The following is a 23,404-nucleotide window of genomic DNA, read 5'->3' as shown; positions in this document are numbered from 1 at the left end:
TCATGACCATTCTTCTTCTGGCCGATCATGACGGCAATCACCTTTCCGACCAGACCGCCAAGGCGCTGACGGCGGCAAGCCAGATCGGCGGCGATATTCATGTGCTGGTTGCCGGCAAGGCTGCCAGGGCTGCGGCCGATCAGGCGGCAAAACTCTCCGGCGTCTCCAAGGTGCTGCTCGCCGAAAGCGACGCGCTTGCCAACAATCTCGCCGAACCGCTGGCCGATCTGATCGTCTCGCTCGCCGGCTCCTATGACACGATCGTCTCGGCCGCCACCTCGGTCGGCAAGACGGTGCTGCCGCGAGTGGCAGCCCTTCTCGACGTCGCCCAGGTCTCGGAGATCATCGAAGTCGTCTCCGCCGACACCTTCAAGCGGCCGATCTATGCCGGCAACGCCATCCAGACGGTGCAATCAAGCGACGCCAAGAAGGTGATCACCGTGCGCACTGCTTCCTTCGCCTCGGCAGCGGAAGGCGGTTCGGCAACGGTCGAGGCGATCCCGGCCGTCTCCGATCCGGGGCTGTCGCGTTTCGTCTCCGATGCCCTGTCGGCGTCGGAACGTCCGGAACTGACCTCGGCCAAGGTCATCATCTCGGGCGGCCGCGCACTCGGCTCGTCCGAGAAGTTCAAGGAGGTCATCCTTCCCGTCGCCGACAAGCTCGGTGCTGCCGTCGGCGCCAGCCGCGCCGCCGTCGATGCCGGTTATGCCCCGAACGACTGGCAGGTCGGCCAGACCGGCAAGGTCGTGGCGCCCGATCTCTATATCGCCTGCGGCATCTCCGGCGCCATCCAGCATCTGGCCGGCATGAAGGATTCGAAGGTGATCGTCGCCATCAACAAGGACGAGGAGGCGCCGATCTTCCAGGTTGCTGACTATGGCCTCGTCGCCGATCTCTTTGACGCGCTGCCGGAATTGCAAAAGGCGCTCTGAGCGAGGCAAATGCCTTTCTTTCGCACTTGCGAATGACTGGAAAATTGTCTTTTATCGGTCTACTACTTACTGCCGGGCGATCTTTCGTCCGGCAGTATTGCTAATATAATACGGCAACGCGGGGGCGACTGCCGGCGGGGGTTTGGAGATGAATGCGGTGTTGAAGAATATTGGTATTATCGGTGCTGGCCAGATGGGCTGCGGCATCGCGCATGTTTCGGCCGCCGCAGGTTACAGGGTTCACATCTACGATCTCTCGCAGGACCGCATCGAATCCGGCCTCGCCACCATCAACGGCAATCTCGCCCGCCTGGTGACGAACGGCAAGATGACCGACGAGGAACGCAAGGCGACCCTGTCGCGCATATCAGGCTCCGCCGATGTCAACGATCTCGCCCCGTCCGATCTCGTCATCGAGGCGGCCACCGAGGACGAAAGCGTCAAGCGCAAGATTTATAGCCAGGTCTGCCCGGTGATGAAGCCGGAAGCGCTGCTGGCCACGAACACCTCTTCGCTTTCCATCACCCGTCTTGCTGCTGCCACCGACCGCGCCGAGCGCTTCATGGGCATACATTTCATGAACCCGGTGCCAGTGATGAAGCTGGTCGAGCTGGTGCGTGGCATTGCGACCGACGAGAAGACCTTCACCGCCGCCAAGGAATTCGTCGGCTCGCTGGAGAAGACCGTCACCGTCGCCGAGGACTTCCCGGCCTTCATCGTCAACCGCATTCTGTTGCCGATGATCAACGAGGCGATCTATACGCTCTACGAAGGTGTCGGCACCGTCGACGCCATCGACACGGCGATGAAGCTCGGCGCCAACCATCCGATGGGGCCGCTGCAGCTTGCCGATTTCATCGGCCTCGACACGTGCCTCTCGATCATGCAGGTGCTGCACGACGGGCTGGCGGACTCGAAGTATCGCCCCTGCCCGCTGCTGGTGAAATATGTCGAAGCCGGCTGGCTCGGACGCAAATCCGGCCGCGGCTTCTACGATTATCGTGGCGAAGTGCCCGTCCCGACCCGATAAGAGATCATCAGAAAGGGCGAGTGGACCGCACGCCCGCTAAATGCTTTCCTTGCCGGAACGGGAGGAATGCCATGTCGACCGAAACACCCATGTTCCTGCTGCAATGCTGCGTCCTTATCGGACTCGCGGGCGTCTTCCTCATAAGAGGAGATGGGGACTCCTGAGCGCACTCACGACCCGATCGCACCCTTGATCAGCGCCTTTGCATCTTCGCTGTCCCAAGCGGCAGGCCCGTTCATGGCCGAAATCAGGCAGCCCTTGTCGTCGAGCAGCAGCGTCACTGGCAGGCCGAAAGCGAGACCTTCCTTCTTCAGGCTGTTGAAGACGCCGATCGTATTGTCGCGGTAAAGCTGCAGCGCATCGACACCGGTCTCGGCGAGGAAAGTCTTCGGCTTCTCATCATTGCCAGTGTCGATATTGACGGGCACGACCTGGAACTTGTCGCTGCCCATTTCCTTTTCCAGCGCGTTCAGCGCCGGCATCTCCTCGCGACAGGGCACGCACCATGTGGCCCAGAGATTGAGCAGCACGGTCTTGCCGGCAAAATGATCGAGCGTCAGCGATTTACCATCCGGTCCGTTGAAGGAAACCGTCGCCAGTTTGCGCGGCTCGTTGGCGGCAACCATGGCAGCGACCTGCCCCTTCATCAGCGGCGTCAGATCGGCGGCGCGCTCCTTTGCCAGCGGGCATTCGGCCGAAGCGCTGCTGCCGATGCCATTGCCAATGCCCGTCTCCTTCACGTATACCGCTGCCGCACCTGCAACGACACCTGCGACGGCGGCGATTGCGATCAGTTTTCCGGACGGCAGGCCGAAGGGTTTTTTTGTCGTCATTTCATTCTCCAGGACGGGCATCTTATGGCCGAGAACACCACGGACACCAAATCCTCCAACCAGATGTGGGGTGGGCGCTTCGCCTCCGGCCCGGACGCGATCATGGAGGAGATAAATGCCTCGATCGGTTTCGACAAGAAGCTATTCGCGCAGGATATCCGTGGTTCCGTCGCCCATGCGACGATGCTCGCCCATCAGGGGATCATTTCGTCAGACGATAAGGACAAGATCGTTCACGGGCTAAACACGATCCTGTCAGAAATCGAAAGCGGCAATTTCGAATTCTCCCGCCAGCTCGAAGACATCCATATGAATATCGAAGCACGCCTGGCGACGCTGATCGGTCCGGCGGCCGGCCGGCTGCACACCGCCCGCTCGCGCAACGATCAGGTGGCGCTCGACTTCCGTCTCTGGGTGAAGGAAGAGCTTGAGAAGACCGAACGGATGTTGACCGGCCTGATCGCCGCCTTCCTCGACCGTGCCGAGGAACATGCCGAAAGCGTCATGCCGGGCTTCACCCATCTGCAGACCGCCCAGCCCGTCACCTTCGGCCATCACTGCATGGCCTATGTCGAAATGTTCGGCCGTGACCGCTCGCGCGTGCGCCATGCTATCGAGCATCTGGACGAGAGCCCGATCGGCGCTGCCGCCCTTGCCGGCACCGGCTATCCGATCGATCGCCATATGACGGCCAAGGCATTGGGTTTCCGCGAGCCGACCCGCAATTCCATCGATACGGTCTCCGACCGTGACTTCGCCATCGAATTCCTGGCGATCGCCGCGATCACGGGCATGCATCTGTCGCGCCTCGCGGAAGAGATCGTCATCTGGTCGACCCCGCAATTCGGTTTCGTGCGCCTGTCCGACGCCTTCTCGACCGGCTCCTCGATCATGCCGCAGAAGAAGAATCCAGACGCAGCCGAACTGGTGCGCGCCAAGACCGGCCGCATCAACGGCTCGCTGATCGCGCTGCTGACGATCATGAAAGGCCTGCCGCTCGCTTATTCAAAGGATATGCAGGAAGACAAGGAGCAGGTGTTCGACGCCGCCGAGAGCCTGGAACTGGCGATTGCCGCCATGACCGGCATGGTGCGCGACATGACCGTCAATACCGCGCGCATGAAGGCGGCGGCCGGCTCCGGTTTTTCGACGGCGACCGATCTTGCCGACTGGCTGGTGCGCGAAGGGGGCCTGCCCTTCCGTGATGCCCATCACGTCACCGGCCGCGCCGTGGCGCTCGCCGAAAGCAAGGGCTGCGATCTTGCCGAACTGCCGCTCTCCGACCTGCAGGCGATCCATTCTGCAATCACCGACAAGGTCTACGACGTGTTGACGGTGGAAGCCTCGGTCGCCAGCCGCAAGAGCTTCGGCGGCACGGCCCCGTCCGAAGTCCGCAAGCAGATCGCCTTCTGGCGCGCCCGCAATTGAGGGTACAGGGCAGGCCGAAAGCCGCCTCGCCCTTCTGCCAGCGCTCGAAACCGCCCAACAATCAGGGTGCACAAGGCTGAGAAACTTCGCTATGAAGATCCCGTCGTTCGATGAACGATATCAGCCATAGGCCGCACAAGAGGATATCCATGCAGAAGAGCTTGCCGCACCTCATCCGCCTGACGGCGGTGCTCGCCGTCATCGGCCTTGCCGGTGCCGGATGCGGACGTAAGGGCGATCTCGATCCGCCGAGTGCTGCGGCGACGAAGGAAGGCGACGTTTCCAAGCCGACGAAACAGCCCGGCACCGTTGACAAGCCCTTCCTCCTTGACCCCCTCCTTTAAGGCGCGCACCCCGTGAACCATTTCGATTACCGCGACGGCATCCTTTACGCCGAGAACGTCCCCGTTCCGGAGATCGCCAAGGCGGTCGGCACGCCGTTCTACGTCTATTCAACCGCAACGCTGGAGCGCCACTATCGCGTCTTCTCGGAAGCGTTCGCCGATGTCGACTCCATGGTCTGCTATGCGATGAAGGCGAACTCGAACCAAGCCGTGCTGAAGACCCTGGGACGCCTCGGCGCCGGCATCGACGTCGTTTCGGAAGGCGAACTGCGCCGTGCACTTGCCGCCGGCATTCCGGCGAGCCGCATCATGTTTTCGGGCGTCGGCAAGACGCCGCAGGAGATGGATTTCGCCCTCGAGGCTGGCATCTACTGCTTCAACGTCGAATCCGAGCCTGAGCTGGAGATTCTTAACCAGCGCGCCGTCAACGCCGGCAAGAAGGCGCCGGTCTCCTTCCGCATCAATCCGGATGTCGATGCCAAGACGCATGCGAAGATCTCGACCGGCAAGAAGGAAAACAAGTTCGGCATCTCTTGGGATCGCGCCCGCGCCATCTATGCCCATGCCGCCAAGCTGCCCGGCATCGAAGTCACGGGCATCGACATGCATATCGGCAGCCAGATCACCGAGCTGCAGCCCTTCGACGACGCCTTCAAGCTGCTGCGCGATCTCGTCGCGACATTGCGTGCCGACGGCCACTCCATCCATCACGTCGATATCGGCGGTGGCCTTGGCGTTCCCTATAAGGATGACAACAATCCGCCGCCGCTGCCCGATGCCTATGCGGCGATCGTCAAGAACCAGCTTCGCGGCCTGAACTGCAAGATCGTCACCGAACCCGGTCGCCTGATCGTCGGCAATGCCGGCATTCTCGTGACCGAAGTTCTTTATGTTAAGGACGGCGGCGAGAAGACTTTCGTCATCGTCGACGGTGCGATGAACGACCTCATTCGACCGACGCTCTATGAGGCCTATCACGAGATCCGTCCGGTGACGATATCGGCAGCAAACGCGCCGCGCATCCGCGCCGACGTGGTTGGCCCCGTTTGCGAGACCGGCGATTATCTGGCGCTCGACCGCGAAATGGCGATGCCGAAGCCCGGCGACCTGATGGCCGTCAGCACTGCCGGCGCCTATGGCGCGGTGCAGGCAGGCACCTATAACAGCCGCCTGCTGGTGCCCGAAGTTCTGGTCAGGGGCAGCGATTTTCATGTGATCCGCCCGCGCAGGACCTATGCCGAGCTGATCAGCCTCGATTCCGTTCCGGCCTGGCTCGACTAGAGCATGTCGCTCAAAAGTGTGAGGCGATTTTGCGTTAACGACATCCGTAAAGCATAGAGCTAAAGCGCAAGAAGCGAATCTGAAAGATCGCGGCGCGCTTTAGCAGCACCATCACTTTTCGGCGAATAAACGTGAAAAGGCGGTATTCCTGCCCGTTCGCCCTCGCCTTCGCCACAAAGAGTGTTATCCTTTCGTTCATGAGCGTATTGCCCCGCAATCGCCGGAAGCGCCCTCTGTACCAGAACGCCAGATCGCGGAGACCGGACCGATGACAAGCCCCTCAAGGCAGAGGAAGGGTGCATTTGCGCTCCGTCCCTCGCTTGCCCGGCTGGTAACGACGAAACGCCTGCTGGCGCGCACCGTGCTCTTCTTCGAGCAACTGCTGCCGCTGTTGATGCCGGTCCTCTCCATCGTCGCCATTTATCTTTCGGCCTCCTGGTTCGGTATCTTCCGCAACGTGCCGGACTGGCTGCGCATCCTGTTGCTGATCGCCTTTGCCGCGGCGTTTCTCGTCTCGCTTGTTCCCTTCCGCCATCTGCGCTGGCCGAAAACCGCTGAAGCCGATCGCATGCTGGAAGAGCGCAACGGCCTGCCGCACCAGCCGGTTGCCGTCCAGGAAGACGAGCCGGCCTACGACACGCCCTTTTCGCGGGCACTTTGGCGTGAGCACCAGGTGCGCATGGCGGAAAAGATCGCAGCACTCGATGCCGGCATGCCGCGGCCTGATATCGCCGCACATGACCGCTTCGCCCTGCGCGCCCTCCCTGCTCTGCTTGTTGTCACCGCTTTTGGCTATTCGCTGTCGCTCAACGGTGGCTCGGTCAGTGACGCATTGCAGTCAGCGCCCGAACAGGTGGCGGTCGATCCGGCGGTGCGCATCGATGCCTGGGTGACGCCGCCCTCCTATACCGGTCGCGCGCCGGTTTACTTGACTGCCGACGGCAGCGAACAGGCGCCGGTCGGCGTTCCGCAGTTCTCCGGCCTCACCGTGCGCGTCAGCGGCGGAAAGACGGCCGAAAAGGTCGTGTTCCGCAAGGCGAACGGCGAGGCGCGGGATATCGCCGTGCAGGCTGACGCAAAGCCACAGCAGGCAAGCGCGCCTGCCGGCGAGCAGCCGACGGCCGGCGCGACTGCCAATAATGCCCTCATCGCGCAGACGCATGTGATGAGGCTTGAGGAAAACGGCGCGCTCGAAGTCAACGGTCGCCGCTGGAGCTTCGACGTGCTGCCTGACAAGGCGCCTGAAATCGCCTTTGACGGCATGCCGAAGGCAAGCGTCAACGGCGCGCTGGAAATCGGCTTCACCGTCAAGGACGATTACGGCGTCCAGGAGGCCCATGCGGAGATCGTTCCTCTGGAAAATGATCCGACGGCGACGCCGCTATATTCGCTGCCGGAGTACCGGCTGGATATTCCCCGTCGCAACGCCCGCGACGCCAAGGGCGTGACCAGCCGGAATCTGACCGAACATCCGCTTGCCGGCAAGCCGGTGCGCATTACCCTCGTCGCCAAGGATGCCGCCGGCCAGACCGGCCGCAGCCCGCCCTACGAGATGACGCTGCCGTCGCGACCCTTCAACGAGCCGCTTGCCGCAGCTGTCGCCGAGGAACGGCAGGTTTTCGCGCTCGATACCCGTAAGATGCCGCAGGCGATCGCGCTGAACGAGGCGCTGACCATCCGTCCCGAGGAGACCATCCCCAAGCTTACCAACTACCTGCTGCTGGAATCGGCCTTGGTCCGCATGAAGCTGGCAAGAGGCGAGGAGGCGCTGAAGGATACCGCCCAGTATCTCTGGGAAATCGCGCTCGGCATGGAGGACGGCGATCTTTCGCTTGCCGAGCGCAAGCTGCGTGAAGCCCAGCAGAAGCTTGCAGACGCATTGGACCGCAACGCGCCCGACGAAGAGATCAAGAAGCTGATGGATGAGCTGCGCAAGGCGATGCAGGACTATCTGACGGAGCTTGCCGAACGCATGCAGAATGCCCCGACGATGCAGCCGAACCAGAACGCGCAGAACATCCTGCGCCAGCAGGATCTGGAACGGATGATGGACCAGATCGAGAATCTCGCCCGCTCCGGCAATCGCGACGCGGCACAGCAGATGCTGTCGGAATTGCAGCGCATGATGAACAACCTGCAGGCCGGCCGGCCGCAGCGGGGCCAGCAGGGTCAGGAAAACAGCGAAGCCCGCAAGCAGATCGACAAGCTCGGCGAGATCCTGCGCGATCAGCAGAAGCTGATGGAAGAGACCTTCCGCCTCGATCAGCAGCTCAAGGACCGTATGCAGCGTGGCGAATCCGATATGGGCGAAAACGATCCGCTGCTCGACGATATGATGCCGGGAGAGAATGGCGAACCGCAGGACCAGCAGCAAGGGCAGCAAGACCAGAGCCAGCAAGGTCAGGGCCAGAAACCTTCCGACCAGATGACTGCCGAGCAGCTCAGAGAAGCGCTGAAGCAGTTGCGCGCCCAGCAGGATGCCCTCGGCAAGCAGCTCGGGGAATTGCAGAAGAAACTCGGCGAAATGGGCATGAAGCCCGGCCCGGGCTTCGGCCAGGCCCAACGCGAGATGGACGGCGCCGGCCGCGAACTCGGCCAGGGCCGCGGCGACACGGCCGTCGAGAACCAGGGCCGTGCGCTGGAAGCCCTTCGCCAGGGCGCTCGCGACATGATGAACCAGATGATGCAGGCGCAGCGGGGCCAGCAGGGACAAGGCCCGAACGGCCAGGTCGGCCAGGGCGATCAGAACGGCCGGGATCCGTTGGGGCGACCGCGCATGACCAACGGCTATATCGACAACGATGGCGTGAAGGTGCCTGACGAAATCGACGTTCAGCGCGCACGCGAAATTCTCGATGCGATCCGCGAGAAGCTCGGCAACAATCCGCCACAGGAAATGGAACGGCGGTATCTCGAACGGCTTCTGGACATCCAGTAAGCCTTATACCGCCGTCAAAGATACGCGTGCGCTTTAAGCGACAAGTGCCCGGGCGACAGCCTTGCGGATATCGGGAAGCGCAAATGGCTTTGCGACGACGTCGATGATTTTTTCCGCGAGATCGTCGGCGCGCTCGCGCTGCTCGGCATAGCCGGTCATCAGCAGGATCTTCAAAGCGGGGAAGGCGTCCTTCGCCTGATGGGCGAGTTCGATGCCGTCCATCACGGGCATGCGGATGTCCGACAGCAGCAGATCGTAGACCCCGTCCTTCAGCTTCTCCAGCCCCTCGGCGCCGTCGGCCGCTTCATCGGTCTCGTGACCGTCAAGCCGCAAGGCCCGGGCTACGAAAGACCGCAGGGAATCCTCGTCTTCCGTAATCAGAATTCTTGCCATATGTGCATTGCTCCGTCTTCAGCCCCGCGACGGAAATCACCAGACTTTCCTTTTCGATCGGTAAAGATGGCGAAGCGATAGGCGAGATGGTTAACAACCCGTCTTCACGCGGCAATGAAGCGACGCCTGCATTCCCTCAGGCGTCGCCGGTCACTACGCCCACGAATGGCAGTTCGCGAAACGCATAGGCAACGTCCATGCCGTAGCCGACGACGAAGTAATCGGGACATTCGAAGCCGACATAATCGGCCTCCAGCTTTTCCTTGCGCTTGACCCGCTTGTCGAGCAGCACGGCGATCGTCACGTTGCGCGCGCCACGTTCGAAGAGCAGTTCCTTGGCAAAGAGCAGCGTCCGGCCGGACTCGAGAATATCGTCAATCAGGAGGACGTCTCGGCCATGTACGTCGCTGTCGATATCCTTGACGATGCGCACGCCCTGCGAAACGGTGCCGGTGCCGTAACTCGAAAGCGTGATGAACTCGACCTCGGGAGCAAGTCCGGTGTCGTGCAGGGCGCGAATCAGGTCGGCGGCGAAGATGAAGGAGCCCTTGAGCACGGCAATGACGAGCAGGTCCTTGGTCGGACCGTTAGCGATCTCCCGCGCCATCGCATGATTGCGCTCCGCGATCTGCTCGGCGGTGAAGAGCGGCTCGATATTTTTTCCGCGCACGACAGGCATAAGGGCTTGCTCCATGAAAAGAAGGGTAAGCCGTTAGCACATATGCGCGCCTGAAACAGCCTCGCCGTTTATGAAATCAACGGGATTGGTGCATCCTGTGGCAGAAAGCGATCACGAAACCCGTTATTTCTACGGCAGGAAAGAAAGCTGGACCTCCGGCAATTTTCCGCCGGCGTGCTGGACGCGGGCTGAAAAGCCACGGCTTTGGCCGTCGTAGATGACGTCGGCGGGCGGATCGATGACGACGCTTGCCGTCAGTCGTTCGTCGGTCACCAGATCGGCGCGGATCGGATGCACCGTCTGCGTTGTGCCGCTTTCGTTTTCGATGATGCCGTTGACGACGAGCACACGCATGCCGTTCGCATCACGCGGCGTCAGGGTGACATGGGTGAAATGCAGCGGCGCTCCGGAGGAGGCGCCCGCGGCGGAAAGGCCGGAAAAGCCGCCTGCGAGCCCGAAAACGAGCACGGCGAGCGCCAGTACCAGCACCGCGAAACTGCGCGGCGACGCTCGCTGCAGCCAGGATTCCGCCCTTCGCAGAGCGGAAGCAGCCATCGGCGACAGGAGCGGCGGCCGTGCGACGCGCGCTGCCGCCATGCGCCTGCCGTTGTCGTTATGGATCTTGGTGCTGAAGTCCTTCGGCCGGGTTTTGCCGACCGTCACGAATTCGGCGTCGGAGACATCAGCAGGACGTGTCGAACGATACTGGCGGCCTACGGGTTCGGGCGGCAGGAAATCATAGGCCTGGCCCGGCGTACGGCGGCTGAAGGAGGATGCTTCCATGGTGGCTGCCTCGCAGATGTCCACATGGTTTCGCTGCCGCAAGAAATCTTGGCATTGAAACGAATCCTCCTCAGTCGTAAATTTTAATGGTTAATGCTTCGCAAAGATTGCCATTAAACGGGCGTCTTTTCGGCAAACTTTACCGGCTGTTAACGGTGTTGGTTAACAAGTCACGCGGTGAAACCAAGAACAGACTGAGCTGCCCGTTGATCCACTTCGAGAACGTCGGTTTGCGCTATGGCATGGGCCCGGAAATCCTCCGGGACATGACCTTCGACATTCCGAAGAAATCCTTTCAGTTCCTGACGGGCCCATCCGGCGCCGGCAAGACCTCGCTGCTGCGGCTGCTCTTCATGTCGCTGCAGCCGACACGTGGTCTGATCCGCATGTTCGGGCGCGACATTTCCGAAATTCCCCGGCCGGAACTGCCGCTGCTGCGCCGGCGCGTCGGCATTGTCTTCCAGGATTTTCGCCTGCTCGACCATCTCACGACCTATGAGAATGTCGCTTTGCCCTTACGCGTGCGCGGCAAGGATGAAAGCTCCTACAAAACCGACGTTCTGGAACTCTTGAAATGGGTCGGGCTCGGCGAACGCATCAACGTGCTGCCGCCGGTCCTCTCCGGCGGGGAAAAGCAGCGCGCCGCCATTGCACGGGCACTGATGGACCGGCCGGAAGTCCTGCTGGCCGACGAGCCCACGGGCAATGTCGACCCGCCTATGGCAAGGCGCCTGCTCAATCTTTTCCTCGAACTCAACCGGCTTGGTACGGCGGTCGTGATCGCCACCCATGATCTGGCGCTGATGGAACAGGTAGAAGCCCGCCGTATGATCCTCTCGGAGGGGCATCTCGATATCTATGACTGAACCCCCGTCCAGGAACCGAGAGAAGGCGTCGGGCCAGCCTGCCGCCCAGCAGAAGCGCCCGGAAATGCGCGTGCGCCCGACCGCGCCGATCCTGCCGCCCTCCAATATCCAGGGCAACGCCCTGATGGTGGTTATATCGATCATGGCCTTTCTTGCCTGCCTGACGCTCGGCGGCGTCAGCATGGTGCGTTCGACGGCGGCAAGCTGGGAGAGCCAGATCTCCCGCGAGATAACCATCCAGATCAAGCCGGACGACAACCTCGATATGGAAAAAGCGCTGACGCAGGCACGCGACCTGGCGCTGACATTCGTCGGCACCAAAAGCGGCCAGATCGTCGACGAGGCAGCCACCGCCCGGCTACTCGAACCCTGGCTCGGCCCCGGCCTCGATCTCAAGGATCTGCCTGTTCCCCGTCTCGTCGTCATCACCATCGACGAAAACAATCCGCCGGATTTCGATGCAATGCGAGGGCTCCTCAAGGACAGCATTCCGCAGGCGAGCCTCGACGATCACCGCACCTGGGTTGACCGGCTGGTCTCCATGGCGCACACGACGGTGCTGATCGGCACCGGCGTCCTGCTTCTGGTCTTCTCGGCAATGGTGCTGACCGTCGTCTTCGCCACGCGCGGCGCGCTGTCCGGCAACCGGCACATCGTCGAAGTCCTGCATTTCGTCGGCGCCGAAAGCTCCTTCGTCGCCACCGAATTTCAGAAGCATTTCCTGAAGATCAGCCTTAAGGGTTCGGCGATCGGCAGCGCGCTTGCCGCTCTTTTCTTCGCTAGCGCCGGCTTCTGGCAAAGCCGTACGCTGGCGACGCCGGAGACGGATCAGGCAACGGCGCTGTTCGGCACCTTTTCCGTTGGTGTACTCGGTTATGCCGGCATCTTCGCGACAATGATCGTCATCGCACTCTTGACGACCGTCACGGCGCGGCTGACCGTCATGCGGACGATCTATGAAATCGATACATTGCGTTCGGACCCGACACGCACCGACGGCATCGCAAGTTGATCGTGACCATGCCGTTTTATCGTGAAAGCGTCTGTTCCGCGCCGCAATCAGCGTATAATCACGATTCATGACCATGGGCGATACGACACGCAATCCGATTCGGCAGGACCCGGAGCTTGATCGTCCGGCGGGCCTGCCGCCGCGGCGCGGTCCGATCCGCCGCCTGCTGCGCTGGGGCGGCTTTGGTTGCGTTCTGGCAATCGCCCTGGTGTTCGGCGGCTTTCTGCGGTTTGCCGATTCCGTGACAACGCTCAAGCCTCCGGCCGAGCCCAAGGCTGACGCGATCGTCGTGCTGACAGGCGGCTACCAGCGCATCGACCAGGCCGTGGAACTGCTGCAGAAGGGGGCGGGCAAACGACTGCTGATCTCGGGCGTCCATCCGACGACGACGCCGGCGCAGATTCGCAAGATGACGCAAGGCTCGGCCGATCTTTTCTCCTGCTGCGTCGATATCGGCCACGATGCGATAGACACGATCGGCAACGCCGAGGAAACCTCCAATTGGATCCACGCCAGGGGATACAGAAGCGTTCTCGTTGTCACGAACAATTATCACATGCCGCGCAGCCTCGCAGAACTCTCCTATGTCGATCCGGACATCGAGTTTATCCCCTATCCGGTGGTCAATTCGGATTTGAAGACCCGCAACTGGTTTACCGACCCGAACGCGATGCGGGTCATGCTCGCCGAATATGCAAAGGTGCTGTTAACGGGCGCTCGCAATGTCACCGGCTTCGGCCGTCACACCGGACTGCGCTCGGCAAGTGTATCCGGCGCAGACTGAGCTTTTGCATCGGGGCGGCATCAAACGCTTTTTATCACGGGCAATATCGTGTAGGCCGGTCGCATGAGCATGCCTCGGGATAATTTCATGATCGCCCTGCGTTCCGTCCTCTTCAACACGATCTTCTATGCCAATCTCATCGTCCGGATGATCGTGCTCTCGCCCTATTATTTTGTGGTGCCGCGGCTGACCGCCTATGAGATCCCAAAGAATTGGGCGCGCTCCAACCACTGGCTGATGCGCATGATCGTCGGCACGACCTTCGAGATCGAGGGGCTGGAGAACCTGCCTGAGGGCAGTTTTATCCTGGCGCCGAAGCACCAGTCCTTCTGGGACACCTATGCGTTGCTGCCTGATCTCAAGGATCCGGTCTACATCCTGAAGCGCGAGCTGATGTGGATTCCGCTCTTTGGCTGGTATGCGAAGAAGCAGCGCATGATCCCGGTCGACCGCGGCGCCCGCGGCAAGGTGATGGTGGAAGTGCTGAAACGCACCAGGGAGGAGCTTTCGACCGGTCGCCAGCTGATCATCTATCCTGAGGGCACCCGCCGCCCCCCGGGTGCCGAGCCGGTCTATAAATACGGCATCGCCCGCATGTACCGCGATCTTGGCATTCCCGTCGTGCCGGTTGCAATGCATCCAGGCCTCTTCTGGCCGCGGCGGAGCGTCCGCCGTTATCCCGGTCATTTCAAGGTCAGGATCCTGCCGCCGATCATGCCGGGAATGGATCCCGATGCTTTCTTCGCTCATCTGATCGAGGTCACGGAACGGGCAAGCGACGAGCTCCTCATCGACACCGTCGACCGTAATCCGCATCTGCCGTTGCCGCCGACAGCGGTCGCTCGGCTGACCGAGCTGCGCAAAGTGAGGGCGGCGACGGCCTGATCAGCCGGCCCGCAGCCGCTCCACCTCGTTGCCGACCTGCTCCAGCCACGGGTCGCGAATGCCCATCTGTCTCAGGTGCGCAAGCGTGTTGAAGACGTAGGCGTCGTTGGGGCCTGACTGCCCCCTGGCCTCGTTCACCACCCGCGCGGCCGCAAGCGCATCGAGCGTACCGGCATATTGCTCGTGGTCGCGATCAGCGATGTAGGTAACCGCTTCCGTTCGGCGACCGCCGGCAAACTGCAGCCGAACCCGGCGCTCCAGATAGACATTGGTGACGAGTTCGCGGGCGCGGAGATAATCGATCACCTCGTCCCATTTCTGCGGTGAAACACGAAACGCCATGCCACGGCATGCTCCACCCCTGTCGAGGCCGAGAACCAGGCCGGGATTGTCCGGCGTGCCGCGATGGACGAAGGATCGGACGCACAGCGAACGTCGGTAACCATGCACAAGAGCTTCTGCCCGCTCCAGGAACTCGAAGCCCGGATTCCACATCAGCGAGCCGTAGCCAAACACCCAAAATTCGTCCATATCGCACGCCAGACCGGAATCACATTGCGATTCACCATTGGAGAACATCATGGCAGCGTCAAGCCGATCCGGCAGCAGCCAACCCGGCAACAGCAAGAAATTCTTGTTGCTGGGCGGAGGCATCCTCCTGGTGATCGCGCTTTATACCGGCGGCTGGTTCTATGCCGCATCGGCCTTGAAAACGACGGTGCTGAAAGCAATCGCGCCGCGCGATCAGGCCGGCGTCACCGGCGAATGCTCCGATATCGAATTCCGCGGCTATCCTTTTCGCATCGGTCTGTTCTGCTCCAAGGTGGACGTCGACGACAATGTCAACGGCGTCTCCGCCACCTTCGGCGCATTGCGCTCTGCCGCGCAGGTCTACGCGCCGAGCCATATCGTCTGGGAGCTCGATTCACCGGCCGAAATCCGCACCACAAACGGCCTTTCGGTCTCGGCTCAGTGGACGAATCTGCAGGCGAGCCTGACGACCAGGCTGCAGGGCATCGATCGCAGCTCGACCGTCATCGAGGGCCTGAAGGCGACGGCGGTCTCCTCCTATTCCGGACAGACCATCAGCTTCGACGCGGCTCGCACCGAAATTCACCTGCGCCAGAACGGCGCCGATCTCGACGGCGCGATCTCCTTGCAGGATGCGAACACCGCGATCAAGGACTGGCCGCAGCTCTTCCCGAAACTCTCTGCCAGCATCGATCTCACGATTGCCGGCAAGGCCGGCCTGATCGACGGCAGCGACCCGAACGGCCTCAATGGTTCTGCCGGCGAACTGCGTCGCATCGTTGCCGACATCGGCGACGGCAAGGTGATGACGCTCACCGGCCCGTTTTCCTTCGACGAGCAAGGCTTTCTCTCCGGGAAGTTCAAGCTGGAAATTGAACGGCTCGGCCCCTGGGGCGACAGCCTGAAACAGGCTTTCCCGGATCTTGCTCCGACCGTCAACACGGCGACGAAGATGCTGAAGGCGCTGGCCGGCGGTAGAGACAAGGTCTCAGTCGATCTCGTCGTCGATCGCGGCAATGCCACCGTCAGCGGCTTCATTCCGCTCGGTCAGATCCCACCGATCTAAGGCTTTTCCGGGGCTAGAGTGCTGGAAAGGCCGTAATCAATCCGCTTGATGAAAAAAACCTCAGGCACCGATTGCAGACCAGGCAGCTCGATCGCACCGGTTTCTGTAAATCCGTTACGGCGATGCCAGTCCTGCGGCCGGCTCTCATCGCATTCGCTCGACGTCATCAGCAGCCGAGCGCCCTCGCCGCGCATGGCTCTTTCCCAGGCGAGAAACAGCGCGGTGCCGACGCCCGACCGGCGATGGCCGGGCAGAACGCGGATCACCTCCATATAGGGAACCCTGCCCCAGAAGCGGGAGAAGCGCAGGAAGCCGACGATCTCGCCGGCCTCCCTGGCAACGAGATATTCGCCAAGCGCGACGCATCGCGATACCCACACCTTGCCTGCAGTGGCATCCTCGCGAGCCAGCCAGTCGATATCCGCCTGACTTGCGCTCGCCACCTCCACCATCGCGAGAGTCTACTTCTTATCCAGCGCGTGGGGGCGGCCGAAATCGGGGGCGTCGACATCCTGGCCGGCCTGGATGATCGAGCGGCGAATGGCGCGCGTGCGGGTGAAGAGTTCGAAAATCTTGTCGCCTTCACCCCAGCGGATCGCGCGCTGCAGATAGGCGAGATCTTCTGAGAAGCGCGCCAGCATTTCGAGGATCGCATCGCGATTGTGCAGGCAGACGTCGCGCCACATCGTCGGGTCGGAAGCGGCAAGGCGGGTGAAATCGCGAAAGCCGGAGGCCGAATATTTGATGACCTCGGACTCCGTCACCGTCTCCAGATCGTCGGCGGTGCCGACGATGTTGTAGGCGATGATATGCGGCAGGTGCGAAACGATCGCGAGCACCTTGTCGTGATGCTCCGCATCCATCTCGTCGACTTTCGATCCGAGCGCTTCCCAGAAGCCGCGCAGCCGCTTCAGCGCCGTCTCGTCGGTGCCGGCAACCGGCGTGAAGATGCACCAGCGGCCTTCGAAGAGGCCGGGGAAACCGGCATCCGGGCCGGATTTTTCCGTGCCGGCCAGCGGATGGCCGGGGATGAAATGCACATTGTCGGGCATATGCGGCTGCATCTGCGCGATGACGGATGCTTTGGTGGAACCGACATCGGTGACGATAGCGCCGGGCTTGAGATTGCCGACGATTTCCTTCGCCACGCTTTCCGAAGCGCCGACCGGAACCGAAACGATGATGAGGTCGGCATCTCGAACAGCATCGGCCGAAGAGGTCGTATAGCGGTCGCCGAGACCGAGCTCTTCGGCGCGCTTCAACGTCTCGGCGCTGCGTGTCGCAACGACGATCTCCTTGGTAAGCCCGAGCCGCCTGATGTCGTGGGCGAGCGAAGAGCCAATCAGGCCGATGCCGATCAGCGCGATGCGATCGAACAGCACGCTCATGCCTGCCGTCCCATGAACTCACGCAGCGTGGCAATGACGCCGCGATTGGCCTCTTCCGGACCGATGCTCATGCGCAGCGCATTGGAAAAGCCGTAGCTGCGCACGGCGCGGAGAATATAACCGCGGCTCGTCAAAAGCTCGTCGGCATCGGCCGCGCGCTTTCCATCGATATCGGGGAAGTGGATAAGGACGAAATTGGCGACGGACGGCGTCACTTTCAGCCCGATCGCTTCGAGAGCCTCCGTGAGCGTCTCCACCCACATCTGGTTGAAAGAGACGGCCTGCTGGACGAAGGCCTGGTCGCGGATGGCCGCGGCACCGGCGGCGATCGCGGCCGCATTCAGGTTGAACGGAGCGCGTACACGGTTCACAGCGTCGACGATCTCCACTGGCGCATACATCCAGCCCACGCGCAGAGCCGCAAGACCGTAGGCTTTCGAAAAGGTGCGGGTCATCACTACGTTGGAACTGGACGATACGATCTCGATGCCGGCTTCATAATCGTTGCGGCGTACATATTCGGCATAGGCCGCATCGAGCACGAGGACGACATGCTTGGGCAGGCCGGCCTGCAGGCGGCGAATCTCGCTGACGGGAACGTATGTACCGGTGGGATTGCCGGGATTGGCGATGAAGACGATCTTCGTCCTTTCCGTCACCGCCGCCAGGATCGCGTCGACGTCGACGGTATAGTCCTTCTCCTTGACGATGACGGGCATGGCGCCCGTGCCCATGATCTGGATCTTGTAGACAAGAAAGCCGTGCTCGGTGATGATGCCTTCGTCACCGGCGCCCAGATAGACATGGCACAACAGGCCGAGCAGCTCGTCGGAACCATTGCCGCAGAGGATGTTTGCCGGATTGAGGCCATGTACAGCGGCGATCGCCTCGCGCAGTTCGACCGCCTGCCCGTCGGGATAACGTCCCAGATTGTCGGCAGCTGCCTTGACGGCCTCTATCGCCTTCGGGCTGGCGCCGAGCGGCGTCTCGTTGGAGGAGAGCTTGTAAACGCGGGCGACACCCGGCGCATGTTCCTTGCCCGGCACATAAGATGCGATATCGAGAATACCGGGACGCGGAACGGGCTTGCTCATCTCAACGCTCATGGGTCGACCTTGGATTTTCCGGAAAATGACCAAGTGGCATTAAAGCGGAATGTGATTGTTGTCGAGAGGCATGGGCGTGACACAAGCAGCCGGAGAATGTCCCATGTTCTTCAGCTGTTGCGTGTGGTCGGGACGCCGTGCGGCGCGAGAACGGGCACGAAGACACGGCGGGAGGCGCGGGCGGCGACCGGCAAACCCTGATAGAGCCGCTTCTGCGCCTCGACGATGATGACACCCGAAAAGGCTGGCCATAAAGTGCGGCCGATCCGCTCGAAAGCGCGGCGAAGGCGCAGGATGGTTCTGAGTTTCGAGGGCGGAAAGAACAACGCTTCGGCGGTCGCACCCGGCGTGAAATTCGTCTCGCGCAGCAGATGCGTCAGCTGACCGCGGGAATAGGGCCGGCCCGAGCCGAAGGGCGTGTGTTCCATGCGGGCCCAGACCCCGCGCCGGTTCGGCACCACGATAACAAGCCGCCCGCCCGGTGCCAGCACCCGCCAAAGCTCTTTCAGCGTCTCGCGCGGGCTTTCCGCAAACTCGAGCGAATGCACCATCAGCACCCGGTCGATCGAGGAATCCGGCAGCGGTAGTTCCTCATCGAAAATCAGCGTCGTCGACGACAGCGAGCCCATCGGCCAGTTCACCGCCCCCTGTCCGGCCGGCATGAAGGCGAAGGTGCGTTCGGTATCGGCCTGGAATCGATCGAGGAACGGCACGGCATAACCGAGTCCGACGAGACGCTCCTGTGGCAGGCGCACCCAGAGCGAGGAGAGCGCCATGGCGATCGAGTGCTCGGCAAGACGCCCGAGGTCGGAGTGGTAGAACTGACGAAGGTCGACGATATCTGCGTGCATCGCGATAAATGTTATCAGCGGGCGGTTGGACTTCAAGGCCGGAGTCTCTACATTCCCGCGAGAGTCGTGGGACAAGGGATTGTTTAAAGATGAAACCTTTGGATTTAGACGTTTTTCTCTGCCGCACCGACAATTTCGGCGTGCTCGTGCACGATCCGGAGACAGGATTTACCGCGTCGATCGATGCGCCGGAGGAGGCGCCGATCCTGGAAGCGGCAACACGGCGCGGCTGGAAGATCACCCACATCTTCACCACGCATCACCACACCGATCATGTCGCGGCAAACCTGACGCTGAAGGAGCAGTTCGGCTGCGAGATCATCGGCCCGATCAACGAGGCCATCGCCATTCCCGGTCTCGACCGAACGATGGCCGATGGCGACAGCTTTCTTTTCGGCGATCACACGGTCAAGGTCATTGAGACCCCCGGTCACACCGCCGGTCACATCTGCTATCACTTCGTCGACGACAAGCTGCTCTTTGCCGCCGACACCCTGTTTGCCCTCGGCTGCGGCCGCCTTTTCGAACGCCCCGCCGCCGACATGTGGCATTCCCTGCAGAAGCTCGCGGTCCTGCCGGACGAGACCGCTGTCTATTTCGGCCACGAATATACATTGTCCAACGCCCGCTTCGCACTGACGGTCGATCCCGACAATGAGCGCCTGAAAAGCCGCGCTGCCGAGATCGAAGCTCGGCGCGCCGAAGGCAAATTCACCATCCCCACGACGCTCGGGCTGGAAAAGGAAACGAACCCGTTTCTGCGCGCCGCCGATCCCGCGATCCGCCGCAATCTGATCATGGAAGGCAAGACGAACGAGGAGGTCTTTGCCGAGATCCGGAAGCGCAAGGACAATTTCTGATGTCGCCTGAGAAGATCATTCGCGAGCTCGGCATGCAGCCGCATCCCGAAGGCGGCTGGTACGTGCAGACGTTCCGCGACAAGGCGGGTGGAGAGCGCGGCCATTCGACGGCGATCTATTATCTGCTGACAAAAGGACAGCGTTCGCACTGGCATCGCGTCCATGACGCGGTCGAGGTCTGGCATTATTACGCCGGCGCACCGCTGGCTCTGCACCGCTCGCAGGACGGGATGACAAGCGAAACCCTGACGCTCGGAACAGACCTTGCCGCCGGCGAGCGGCCGCAGGCAATCATCCCCGCCAATTGGTGGCAATCGGCCGAACCGCTCGGTGACTTCGCCTTGGTCGGCTGCACTGTCTCGCCCGGCTTCGAATTTTCGAGCTTTGAGATGGCGCCGGCGGATTGGAAGCCGGGCGACTGAGGGCTACTCCGCTGCCGCAGAATGCGCCGGAATTTTGCGGCGGAACATTTCCTGGGCGGCGAGCACCGCTCCACCGGTGACGAGCAGGCAGGCGAGAGCAACGCGCCAGCTCGGCTCGGCAAATCCGAACAACGTCAGGATGAGCGTCGAAAGCAGCGGCGCGGCATAGCTTGCCGCGCCGAGAATCTGGATATCGCCATTCTTGACGCCGTAATCCCAGGCATAGAAGGCCGCCCCGACCGGGAAGAGGCCGAGCCCGACGACGGCCACCCATTCGACGCTGGTTTCCGGCCAGACAGTCACCTCCAGGCCGAGATGGCTGAAGAGGGACAGGATGGAGGTCGCAAGGCAGAAGCCAGTGACGACATCTGTGGAGACAGCTTCGAAACGCCTGGTCAGCAGCGAATAGCCCGACCATGTGAAGGCGCAGAGGAAGGCAGCCCCATAACCGACCGCGTAGGCGCCGTCAAAATCGATGCCGTTGCGGCCGACGATCAGGAAGGTGCCGCAAAGCCCGGCAAGCGCGCCCGCCACGTGATACCAGCGCAACCGTTCGCCCGGCAGCAGCGCTGAGCCGACCACGATCAAGAGCGGCCATAGATAGGCGATCAGTCCCGCCTCCACCGCCGGCGCGTTCCTGAGCGCGGTGAAATACAGGAAATGATAGCCGAACAAGCCTGCAATACCGGTTATCCAGACCTTTGGCGGCTGCTTCAGCAACGCCAGCCGCGCCGGATTGAGGACAAGCATGACGAGGCCGGGAATGCTGCCGATCGCAAAGCAGACGGCCGAAAGCTGGAAGGGCGGCATCTTTCCGGAGCCGGCCGTCAGCAGTGCCAGGAACGACCACATCAGAATAGCCGTAAAACCGACCACCGTGGCACGAAGCTTCACCTGTCCCCCTTCACGGAGGCGAAAGCTCCGTCAGCTGACACTGCCATATTTGACGGCAGTGATCGTCACCATTCCATATTCCGTGGGAATGCGCACATAGACCGGAGCATATACATTGGCCGCCTCCGACTTGGCAAACCAGATCTCCATGCGGTCGCTCTTGCTGAGATAGTCGATGTCCTTGCGGCCTTTTTTGTAGCCGGAGCGCGGCACGAAGCGCACGCCGCAGACGACCGCCTTCCCCTTGAAGCCGTCGGTCGAAAAATCCTCGTCGCCTTTCGGCGAAAGCACGAGGTCCATGCGCGTCTCGCCGTCGAAGATCGGCAGCGTCTGCGCGCAGACCTTGGTATCCCCGGTGAAAACAAGGCCGGAGATCGGATCGAGCACCGAACGCATGTCGCCCGGCGTGACGTCGATCCAGTTCTTCGGCCGTTTCGGCGGCGGCGTCGTCGTCGCCGAGATGATGTTGCCGTTGCGGTAGCTGACCTCGTAGACGCGGGCCTTCTTGCCGCTCTTGTAATAGAGCGAATATTTCAGCGCCTGCAGCCGATCGTTACGGACGACGCCGGTGACGCTGGTCTTTGCCGAGATCGTCTTGACGAGATCGGCAAGCCCGGCGGATTTGATATCGCCGGCAATCTTGTAAGAGTGATCGTCCTCGATCTGCGTCAGAAACGCCGCACGCGCGATTGGCAGGCCGGCAAGCGTCACCCGATAGACGGTCTGATGCTGGATTTCGGCCGCCGATGCCGGTATGGCAAGGAGTGCGGCGATGGCCGAAATGAAAATGCGTCTGCCCGAATGAGCCATGAGTGAAGCCTTGTCTTGCCGCGCGCCGGCAGCCCTGCCGAACGCTCTATACTCCTGCCGTAAAGAGAAGAAAACAGCAGCTTTTTGACAGAATTGCGGGAAAGGCCAAGGTTTGGCTTGACGCGCGCAGCCTCTCTGACTATAGAACCGCAACTTTCCAATCATGCCTGTTGGATTGCGAGACCGGTTTTGCCGGGGATAACAATTCGATGGCCCGAGAAAAACAAGAATAGGTGTTCAATGTCCCGCGTGTGCGAATTGACCGGCAAGGCCGTCCTGACTGGTAACAATGTCAGCCATGCCAACAACAAGACCAAGCGCCGGTTCCTGCCGAACCTGTGCCAGGTAACGCTGATCTCCGACGCTCTCAACCAGCGTTACCGTCTTCGCGTTTCGGCTGCGGCTCTTCGCTCCGTCGAACATCGTGGCGGCCTCGATGCCTTCCTGATCAAGGCAAGCGAAAACGAACTGTCGATGCGCGCGCGCCTGCTGCGCCGTCAGATTGTGAAGAAGACCGCCGAAGCCGCTGCTGCGTAAGCTTCTGACCTTCTTTCATACGGCTTCAAAAGGCTTGAACGGATGATGCCGGACAAGCCTTTTGCTTTGCCTGGGCACTCCAACTGATGGCATCACCCAGGATAAAAAAATGCTGAAGACCCGCTATACGCTTGCCTATGTCGCGCTGATGACGCTTGTCGTCGTCGCCTCCAACTTCCTCGTCCAGTTTCCGCTGAACGCCGAAGTCGCGGGCATCAACTTGGCCGACATCCTGACCTGGGGCGCCTTCTCCTATCCGGTCGCCTTCCTGATCACCGATCTGACCAACCGCCAGTTCGGCCCGCAGACAGCCCGCAAGGTCGTTTTTGCCGGCTTCGTCGTCGGCGTGACGCTGTCGTTCTTCACGTCAGTGCCGCGCATCGCCATCGCCTCCGGCTCGGCCTATCTCGCCGGCCAGCTGCTCGATATCGCCGTCTTCAACCGCCTTCGCCGCCAGGTCTGGTGGCGCGCGCCGCTTTTGGGCTCGCTGATCGGCTCGGCGCTCGACACGGTGATGTTCTTCTCGTTGTCCTTTGCCGCGTTTTTCGTCTTCCTCGGCCCGAACGAGCCCTTTGCGCTCGAAGCAGCTCCTGTCCTCGGCGTCTTTGCCATAGAGGCGCCGCGCTGGATTTCCTGGGCGATCGGCGATTTCGCCGTCAAGATGATCGTCGGCCTCGTGATGCTGCTGCCTTATGGCGCGCTGATGAACGTGCTGCGGCCGATGCAGCCCGCACGCGTCAGCTAAAGCCTT

General features: G+C 61.6%; 26 protein-coding genes. 15 read left to right on the top strand and 11 right to left on the bottom strand.

Going from position 1 to position 23,404, the window contains the following annotated elements:
- Positions 1-2 precede the first annotated feature (2 nt).
- On the top strand, positions 3-932 hold the full coding sequence (locus tag AC13QO_RS08640; protein WP_488540446.1) for an electron transfer flavoprotein subunit alpha/FixB family protein: 930 nt from the start codon (positions 3-5) through the stop codon (positions 930-932).
- 148 nt (positions 933-1,080) lie between these two features.
- On the top strand, positions 1,081-1,962 hold the full coding sequence (locus tag AC13QO_RS08635; RefSeq protein ID WP_064805274.1) for a 3-hydroxybutyryl-CoA dehydrogenase: 882 nt from the start codon (positions 1,081-1,083) through the stop codon (positions 1,960-1,962).
- 170 nt (positions 1,963-2,132) lie between these two features.
- Here the strand turns inward: AC13QO_RS08635 and tlpA are convergent, their stop codons facing one another.
- The gene (gene tlpA / locus AC13QO_RS08630; RefSeq protein ID WP_285195283.1) at positions 2,133-2,795 is read right to left on the bottom strand and encodes a thiol:disulfide interchange protein TlpA; all 663 of its coding nucleotides are present in this window, start codon (positions 2,793-2,795) and stop codon (positions 2,133-2,135) included.
- 24 nt (positions 2,796-2,819) lie between these two features.
- Here tlpA and argH point away from each other — a divergent pair, with 24 nt between their 5' ends.
- From argH to AC13QO_RS08610, 4 genes are all read left to right on the top strand, one after another.
- Positions 2,820-4,223, top strand: a complete 1,404-nt coding sequence (argH, locus tag AC13QO_RS08625) for an argininosuccinate lyase (RefSeq protein ID WP_488540445.1) — start codon at positions 2,820-2,822, stop codon at positions 4,221-4,223.
- A gap of 149 nt (positions 4,224-4,372) precedes the next feature.
- On the top strand, positions 4,373-4,567 hold the full coding sequence (locus tag AC13QO_RS08620) for a hypothetical protein (RefSeq protein WP_285195285.1): 195 nt from the start codon (positions 4,373-4,375) through the stop codon (positions 4,565-4,567).
- Between the two features lie 12 nt (positions 4,568-4,579).
- Positions 4,580-5,848 carry a diaminopimelate decarboxylase gene (gene lysA / locus AC13QO_RS08615; protein ID WP_097601576.1) on the top strand — a complete coding sequence of 423 codons (1,269 nt, stop codon included), beginning with the start codon at positions 4,580-4,582 and terminating at the stop codon, positions 5,846-5,848.
- Between the two features lie 268 nt (positions 5,849-6,116).
- The gene (locus AC13QO_RS08610) at positions 6,117-8,786 is read left to right on the top strand and encodes a TIGR02302 family protein (RefSeq protein WP_488540444.1); all 2,670 of its coding nucleotides are present in this window, start codon (positions 6,117-6,119) and stop codon (positions 8,784-8,786) included.
- Positions 8,787-8,819: 33 nt separating this feature from the next.
- Here AC13QO_RS08610 and AC13QO_RS08605 read toward each other — a convergent pair whose 3' ends face one another.
- From AC13QO_RS08605 to AC13QO_RS08595, 3 genes are all read right to left on the bottom strand, one after another.
- The gene (locus tag AC13QO_RS08605) at positions 8,820-9,179 is read right to left on the bottom strand and encodes a response regulator (protein WP_010028815.1); all 360 of its coding nucleotides are present in this window, start codon (positions 9,177-9,179) and stop codon (positions 8,820-8,822) included.
- Positions 9,180-9,315: 136 nt separating this feature from the next.
- The gene (gene hpt, locus AC13QO_RS08600) at positions 9,316-9,858 is read right to left on the bottom strand and encodes a hypoxanthine phosphoribosyltransferase (protein ID WP_064805282.1); all 543 of its coding nucleotides are present in this window, start codon (positions 9,856-9,858) and stop codon (positions 9,316-9,318) included.
- Positions 9,859-9,987: 129 nt separating this feature from the next.
- Positions 9,988-10,641, bottom strand: a complete 654-nt coding sequence (locus AC13QO_RS08595; protein WP_488540443.1) for a hypothetical protein — start codon at positions 10,639-10,641, stop codon at positions 9,988-9,990.
- Between the two features lie 206 nt (positions 10,642-10,847).
- Between AC13QO_RS08595 and ftsE the strand changes: the two genes are divergently transcribed.
- From ftsE to AC13QO_RS08575, 4 genes are all read left to right on the top strand, one after another.
- Positions 10,848-11,507, top strand: coding sequence for a cell division ATP-binding protein FtsE (gene ftsE / locus AC13QO_RS08590; RefSeq protein ID WP_488540442.1), 660 nt, complete (start codon positions 10,848-10,850; stop codon positions 11,505-11,507).
- Positions 11,500-12,519, top strand: a complete 1,020-nt coding sequence (locus AC13QO_RS08585) for a cell division protein FtsX (protein WP_488540441.1) — start codon at positions 11,500-11,502, stop codon at positions 12,517-12,519. The genes ftsE and AC13QO_RS08585 overlap by 8 nt, the downstream gene beginning before the upstream one ends.
- 67 nt (positions 12,520-12,586) lie before the next feature.
- On the top strand, positions 12,587-13,303 hold the full coding sequence (locus AC13QO_RS08580; protein ID WP_488540440.1) for a YdcF family protein: 717 nt from the start codon (positions 12,587-12,589) through the stop codon (positions 13,301-13,303).
- 87 nt (positions 13,304-13,390) lie between these two features.
- The gene (locus AC13QO_RS08575; protein WP_085779636.1) at positions 13,391-14,188 is read left to right on the top strand and encodes a lysophospholipid acyltransferase family protein; all 798 of its coding nucleotides are present in this window, start codon (positions 13,391-13,393) and stop codon (positions 14,186-14,188) included.
- Here the strand turns inward: AC13QO_RS08575 and AC13QO_RS08570 are convergent, their stop codons facing one another.
- Positions 14,189-14,719: a gamma-glutamylcyclotransferase gene (locus AC13QO_RS08570; protein WP_097601580.1), complete on the bottom strand. Its 531-nt coding sequence runs from the start codon at positions 14,717-14,719 to the stop codon at positions 14,189-14,191. It lies immediately after the preceding gene.
- Between the two features lie 49 nt (positions 14,720-14,768).
- Here AC13QO_RS08570 and AC13QO_RS08565 point away from each other — a divergent pair, with 49 nt between their 5' ends.
- Entirely contained in the window at positions 14,769-15,785 is a 1,017-nt protein-coding gene (locus AC13QO_RS08565; protein ID WP_488540439.1) for a DUF2125 domain-containing protein, read from the top strand.
- Here the strand turns inward: AC13QO_RS08565 and AC13QO_RS08560 are convergent.
- The 4 genes from AC13QO_RS08560 to AC13QO_RS08545 all read right to left on the bottom strand — a co-directional run bounded on the left by AC13QO_RS08560 (position 15,782) and on the right by AC13QO_RS08545 (position 19,166).
- Complete coding sequence (locus AC13QO_RS08560; RefSeq protein WP_488540438.1) at positions 15,782-16,237, bottom strand: GNAT family N-acetyltransferase; 456 nt, start codon at positions 16,235-16,237, stop codon at positions 15,782-15,784. The genes AC13QO_RS08565 and AC13QO_RS08560 overlap by 4 nt on opposite strands.
- Before the next feature lie 9 nt (positions 16,238-16,246).
- The gene (locus tag AC13QO_RS08555) at positions 16,247-17,173 is read right to left on the bottom strand and encodes a prephenate/arogenate dehydrogenase family protein (protein WP_488540437.1); all 927 of its coding nucleotides are present in this window, start codon (positions 17,171-17,173) and stop codon (positions 16,247-16,249) included.
- Positions 17,170-18,267 (bottom strand): histidinol-phosphate transaminase, encoded by a 1,098-nt coding sequence (gene hisC / locus AC13QO_RS08550; protein WP_488540436.1) that lies wholly within the window; start codon positions 18,265-18,267, stop codon positions 17,170-17,172. The genes AC13QO_RS08555 and hisC overlap by 4 nt, the downstream gene beginning before the upstream one ends.
- A 122-nt stretch (positions 18,268-18,389) precedes the next feature.
- Positions 18,390-19,166 carry a class I SAM-dependent methyltransferase gene (locus tag AC13QO_RS08545; protein ID WP_488540435.1) on the bottom strand — a complete coding sequence of 259 codons (777 nt, stop codon included), beginning with the start codon at positions 19,164-19,166 and terminating at the stop codon, positions 18,390-18,392.
- Positions 19,167-19,219: 53 nt separating this feature from the next.
- Here AC13QO_RS08545 and gloB point away from each other — a divergent pair, with 53 nt between their 5' ends.
- Both gloB and AC13QO_RS08535 read left to right on the top strand, forming a co-directional pair.
- On the top strand, positions 19,220-19,990 hold the full coding sequence (gene gloB, locus AC13QO_RS08540; RefSeq protein ID WP_488540434.1) for a hydroxyacylglutathione hydrolase: 771 nt from the start codon (positions 19,220-19,222) through the stop codon (positions 19,988-19,990).
- Entirely contained in the window at positions 19,990-20,412 is a 423-nt protein-coding gene (locus AC13QO_RS08535) for a cupin domain-containing protein (RefSeq protein ID WP_285195298.1), read from the top strand. The genes gloB and AC13QO_RS08535 overlap by 1 nt, the downstream gene beginning before the upstream one ends.
- 3 nt (positions 20,413-20,415) lie before the next feature.
- Here the strand turns inward: AC13QO_RS08535 and yddG are convergent, their stop codons facing one another.
- Positions 20,416-21,306: an aromatic amino acid exporter YddG gene (yddG, locus tag AC13QO_RS08530; RefSeq protein ID WP_285195299.1), complete on the bottom strand. Its 891-nt coding sequence runs from the start codon at positions 21,304-21,306 to the stop codon at positions 20,416-20,418.
- Between the two features lie 30 nt (positions 21,307-21,336).
- Entirely contained in the window at positions 21,337-22,116 is a 780-nt protein-coding gene (locus AC13QO_RS08525; RefSeq protein ID WP_430959673.1) for a DUF3108 domain-containing protein, read from the bottom strand.
- 240 nt (positions 22,117-22,356) lie between these two features.
- Here AC13QO_RS08525 and rpmB point away from each other — a divergent pair, with 240 nt between their 5' ends.
- Positions 22,357-22,653 carry a 50S ribosomal protein L28 gene (gene rpmB, locus AC13QO_RS08520; RefSeq protein ID WP_008527777.1) on the top strand — a complete coding sequence of 99 codons (297 nt, stop codon included), beginning with the start codon at positions 22,357-22,359 and terminating at the stop codon, positions 22,651-22,653.
- A 109-nt stretch (positions 22,654-22,762) separates the two neighbouring features.
- Positions 22,763-23,398 carry a queuosine precursor transporter gene (locus tag AC13QO_RS08515; RefSeq protein WP_488540433.1) on the top strand — a complete coding sequence of 212 codons (636 nt, stop codon included), beginning with the start codon at positions 22,763-22,765 and terminating at the stop codon, positions 23,396-23,398.
- Positions 23,399-23,404: the final 6 nt, after the last annotated feature.

The sequence above is a fragment of the Rhizobium sp. CNPSo 3670 genome, from assembly GCF_057784555.1.
The sequence above is the reverse complement of the archived record's forward strand: the minus strand, read 5'-3'. Positions and strand labels throughout refer to the sequence as shown.

Excerpts from the sequence above, each read along its gene's own strand:
- AC13QO_RS08640 (WP_488540446.1), top strand. The coding sequence starts at position 3 with ATGACCATTCTTCTTCTGGCCGATCATGACGGCAATCACCTTTCCGAC.
- AC13QO_RS08635 (WP_064805274.1), top strand. The coding sequence starts at position 1,081 with ATGAATGCGGTGTTGAAGAATATTGGTATTATCGGTGCTGGCCAGATG.
- tlpA (WP_285195283.1), bottom strand. The coding sequence starts at position 2,795 with ATGACGACAAAAAAACCCTTCGGCCTGCCGTCCGGAAAACTGATCGCA.
- argH (WP_488540445.1), top strand. The coding sequence starts at position 2,820 with ATGGCCGAGAACACCACGGACACCAAATCCTCCAACCAGATGTGGGGT.
- AC13QO_RS08620 (WP_285195285.1), top strand. The coding sequence starts at position 4,373 with ATGCAGAAGAGCTTGCCGCACCTCATCCGCCTGACGGCGGTGCTCGCC.
- AC13QO_RS08610 (WP_488540444.1), top strand. The coding sequence starts at position 6,117 with ATGACAAGCCCCTCAAGGCAGAGGAAGGGTGCATTTGCGCTCCGTCCC.
- AC13QO_RS08605 (WP_010028815.1), bottom strand. The coding sequence starts at position 9,179 with ATGGCAAGAATTCTGATTACGGAAGACGAGGATTCCCTGCGGTCTTTC.
- hpt (WP_064805282.1), bottom strand. The coding sequence starts at position 9,858 with ATGCCTGTCGTGCGCGGAAAAAATATCGAGCCGCTCTTCACCGCCGAG.
- AC13QO_RS08595 (WP_488540443.1), bottom strand. The coding sequence starts at position 10,641 with ATGGAAGCATCCTCCTTCAGCCGCCGTACGCCGGGCCAGGCCTATGAT.
- AC13QO_RS08585 (WP_488540441.1), top strand. The coding sequence starts at position 11,500 with ATGACTGAACCCCCGTCCAGGAACCGAGAGAAGGCGTCGGGCCAGCCT.
- AC13QO_RS08580 (WP_488540440.1), top strand. The coding sequence starts at position 12,587 with ATGACCATGGGCGATACGACACGCAATCCGATTCGGCAGGACCCGGAG.
- AC13QO_RS08575 (WP_085779636.1), top strand. The coding sequence starts at position 13,391 with ATGATCGCCCTGCGTTCCGTCCTCTTCAACACGATCTTCTATGCCAAT.
- AC13QO_RS08570 (WP_097601580.1), bottom strand. The coding sequence starts at position 14,719 with ATGGACGAATTTTGGGTGTTTGGCTACGGCTCGCTGATGTGGAATCCG.
- AC13QO_RS08565 (WP_488540439.1), top strand. The coding sequence starts at position 14,769 with ATGGCAGCGTCAAGCCGATCCGGCAGCAGCCAACCCGGCAACAGCAAG.
- AC13QO_RS08560 (WP_488540438.1), bottom strand. The coding sequence starts at position 16,237 with ATGGTGGAGGTGGCGAGCGCAAGTCAGGCGGATATCGACTGGCTGGCT.
- AC13QO_RS08555 (WP_488540437.1), bottom strand. The coding sequence starts at position 17,173 with ATGAGCGTGCTGTTCGATCGCATCGCGCTGATCGGCATCGGCCTGATT.
- hisC (WP_488540436.1), bottom strand. The coding sequence starts at position 18,267 with ATGAGCAAGCCCGTTCCGCGTCCCGGTATTCTCGATATCGCATCTTAT.
- gloB (WP_488540434.1), top strand. The coding sequence starts at position 19,220 with ATGAAACCTTTGGATTTAGACGTTTTTCTCTGCCGCACCGACAATTTC.
- AC13QO_RS08535 (WP_285195298.1), top strand. The coding sequence starts at position 19,990 with ATGTCGCCTGAGAAGATCATTCGCGAGCTCGGCATGCAGCCGCATCCC.
- AC13QO_RS08525 (WP_430959673.1), bottom strand. The coding sequence starts at position 22,116 with ATGGCTCATTCGGGCAGACGCATTTTCATTTCGGCCATCGCCGCACTC.
- rpmB (WP_008527777.1), top strand. The coding sequence starts at position 22,357 with ATGTCCCGCGTGTGCGAATTGACCGGCAAGGCCGTCCTGACTGGTAAC.
- AC13QO_RS08515 (WP_488540433.1), top strand. The coding sequence starts at position 22,763 with ATGCTGAAGACCCGCTATACGCTTGCCTATGTCGCGCTGATGACGCTT.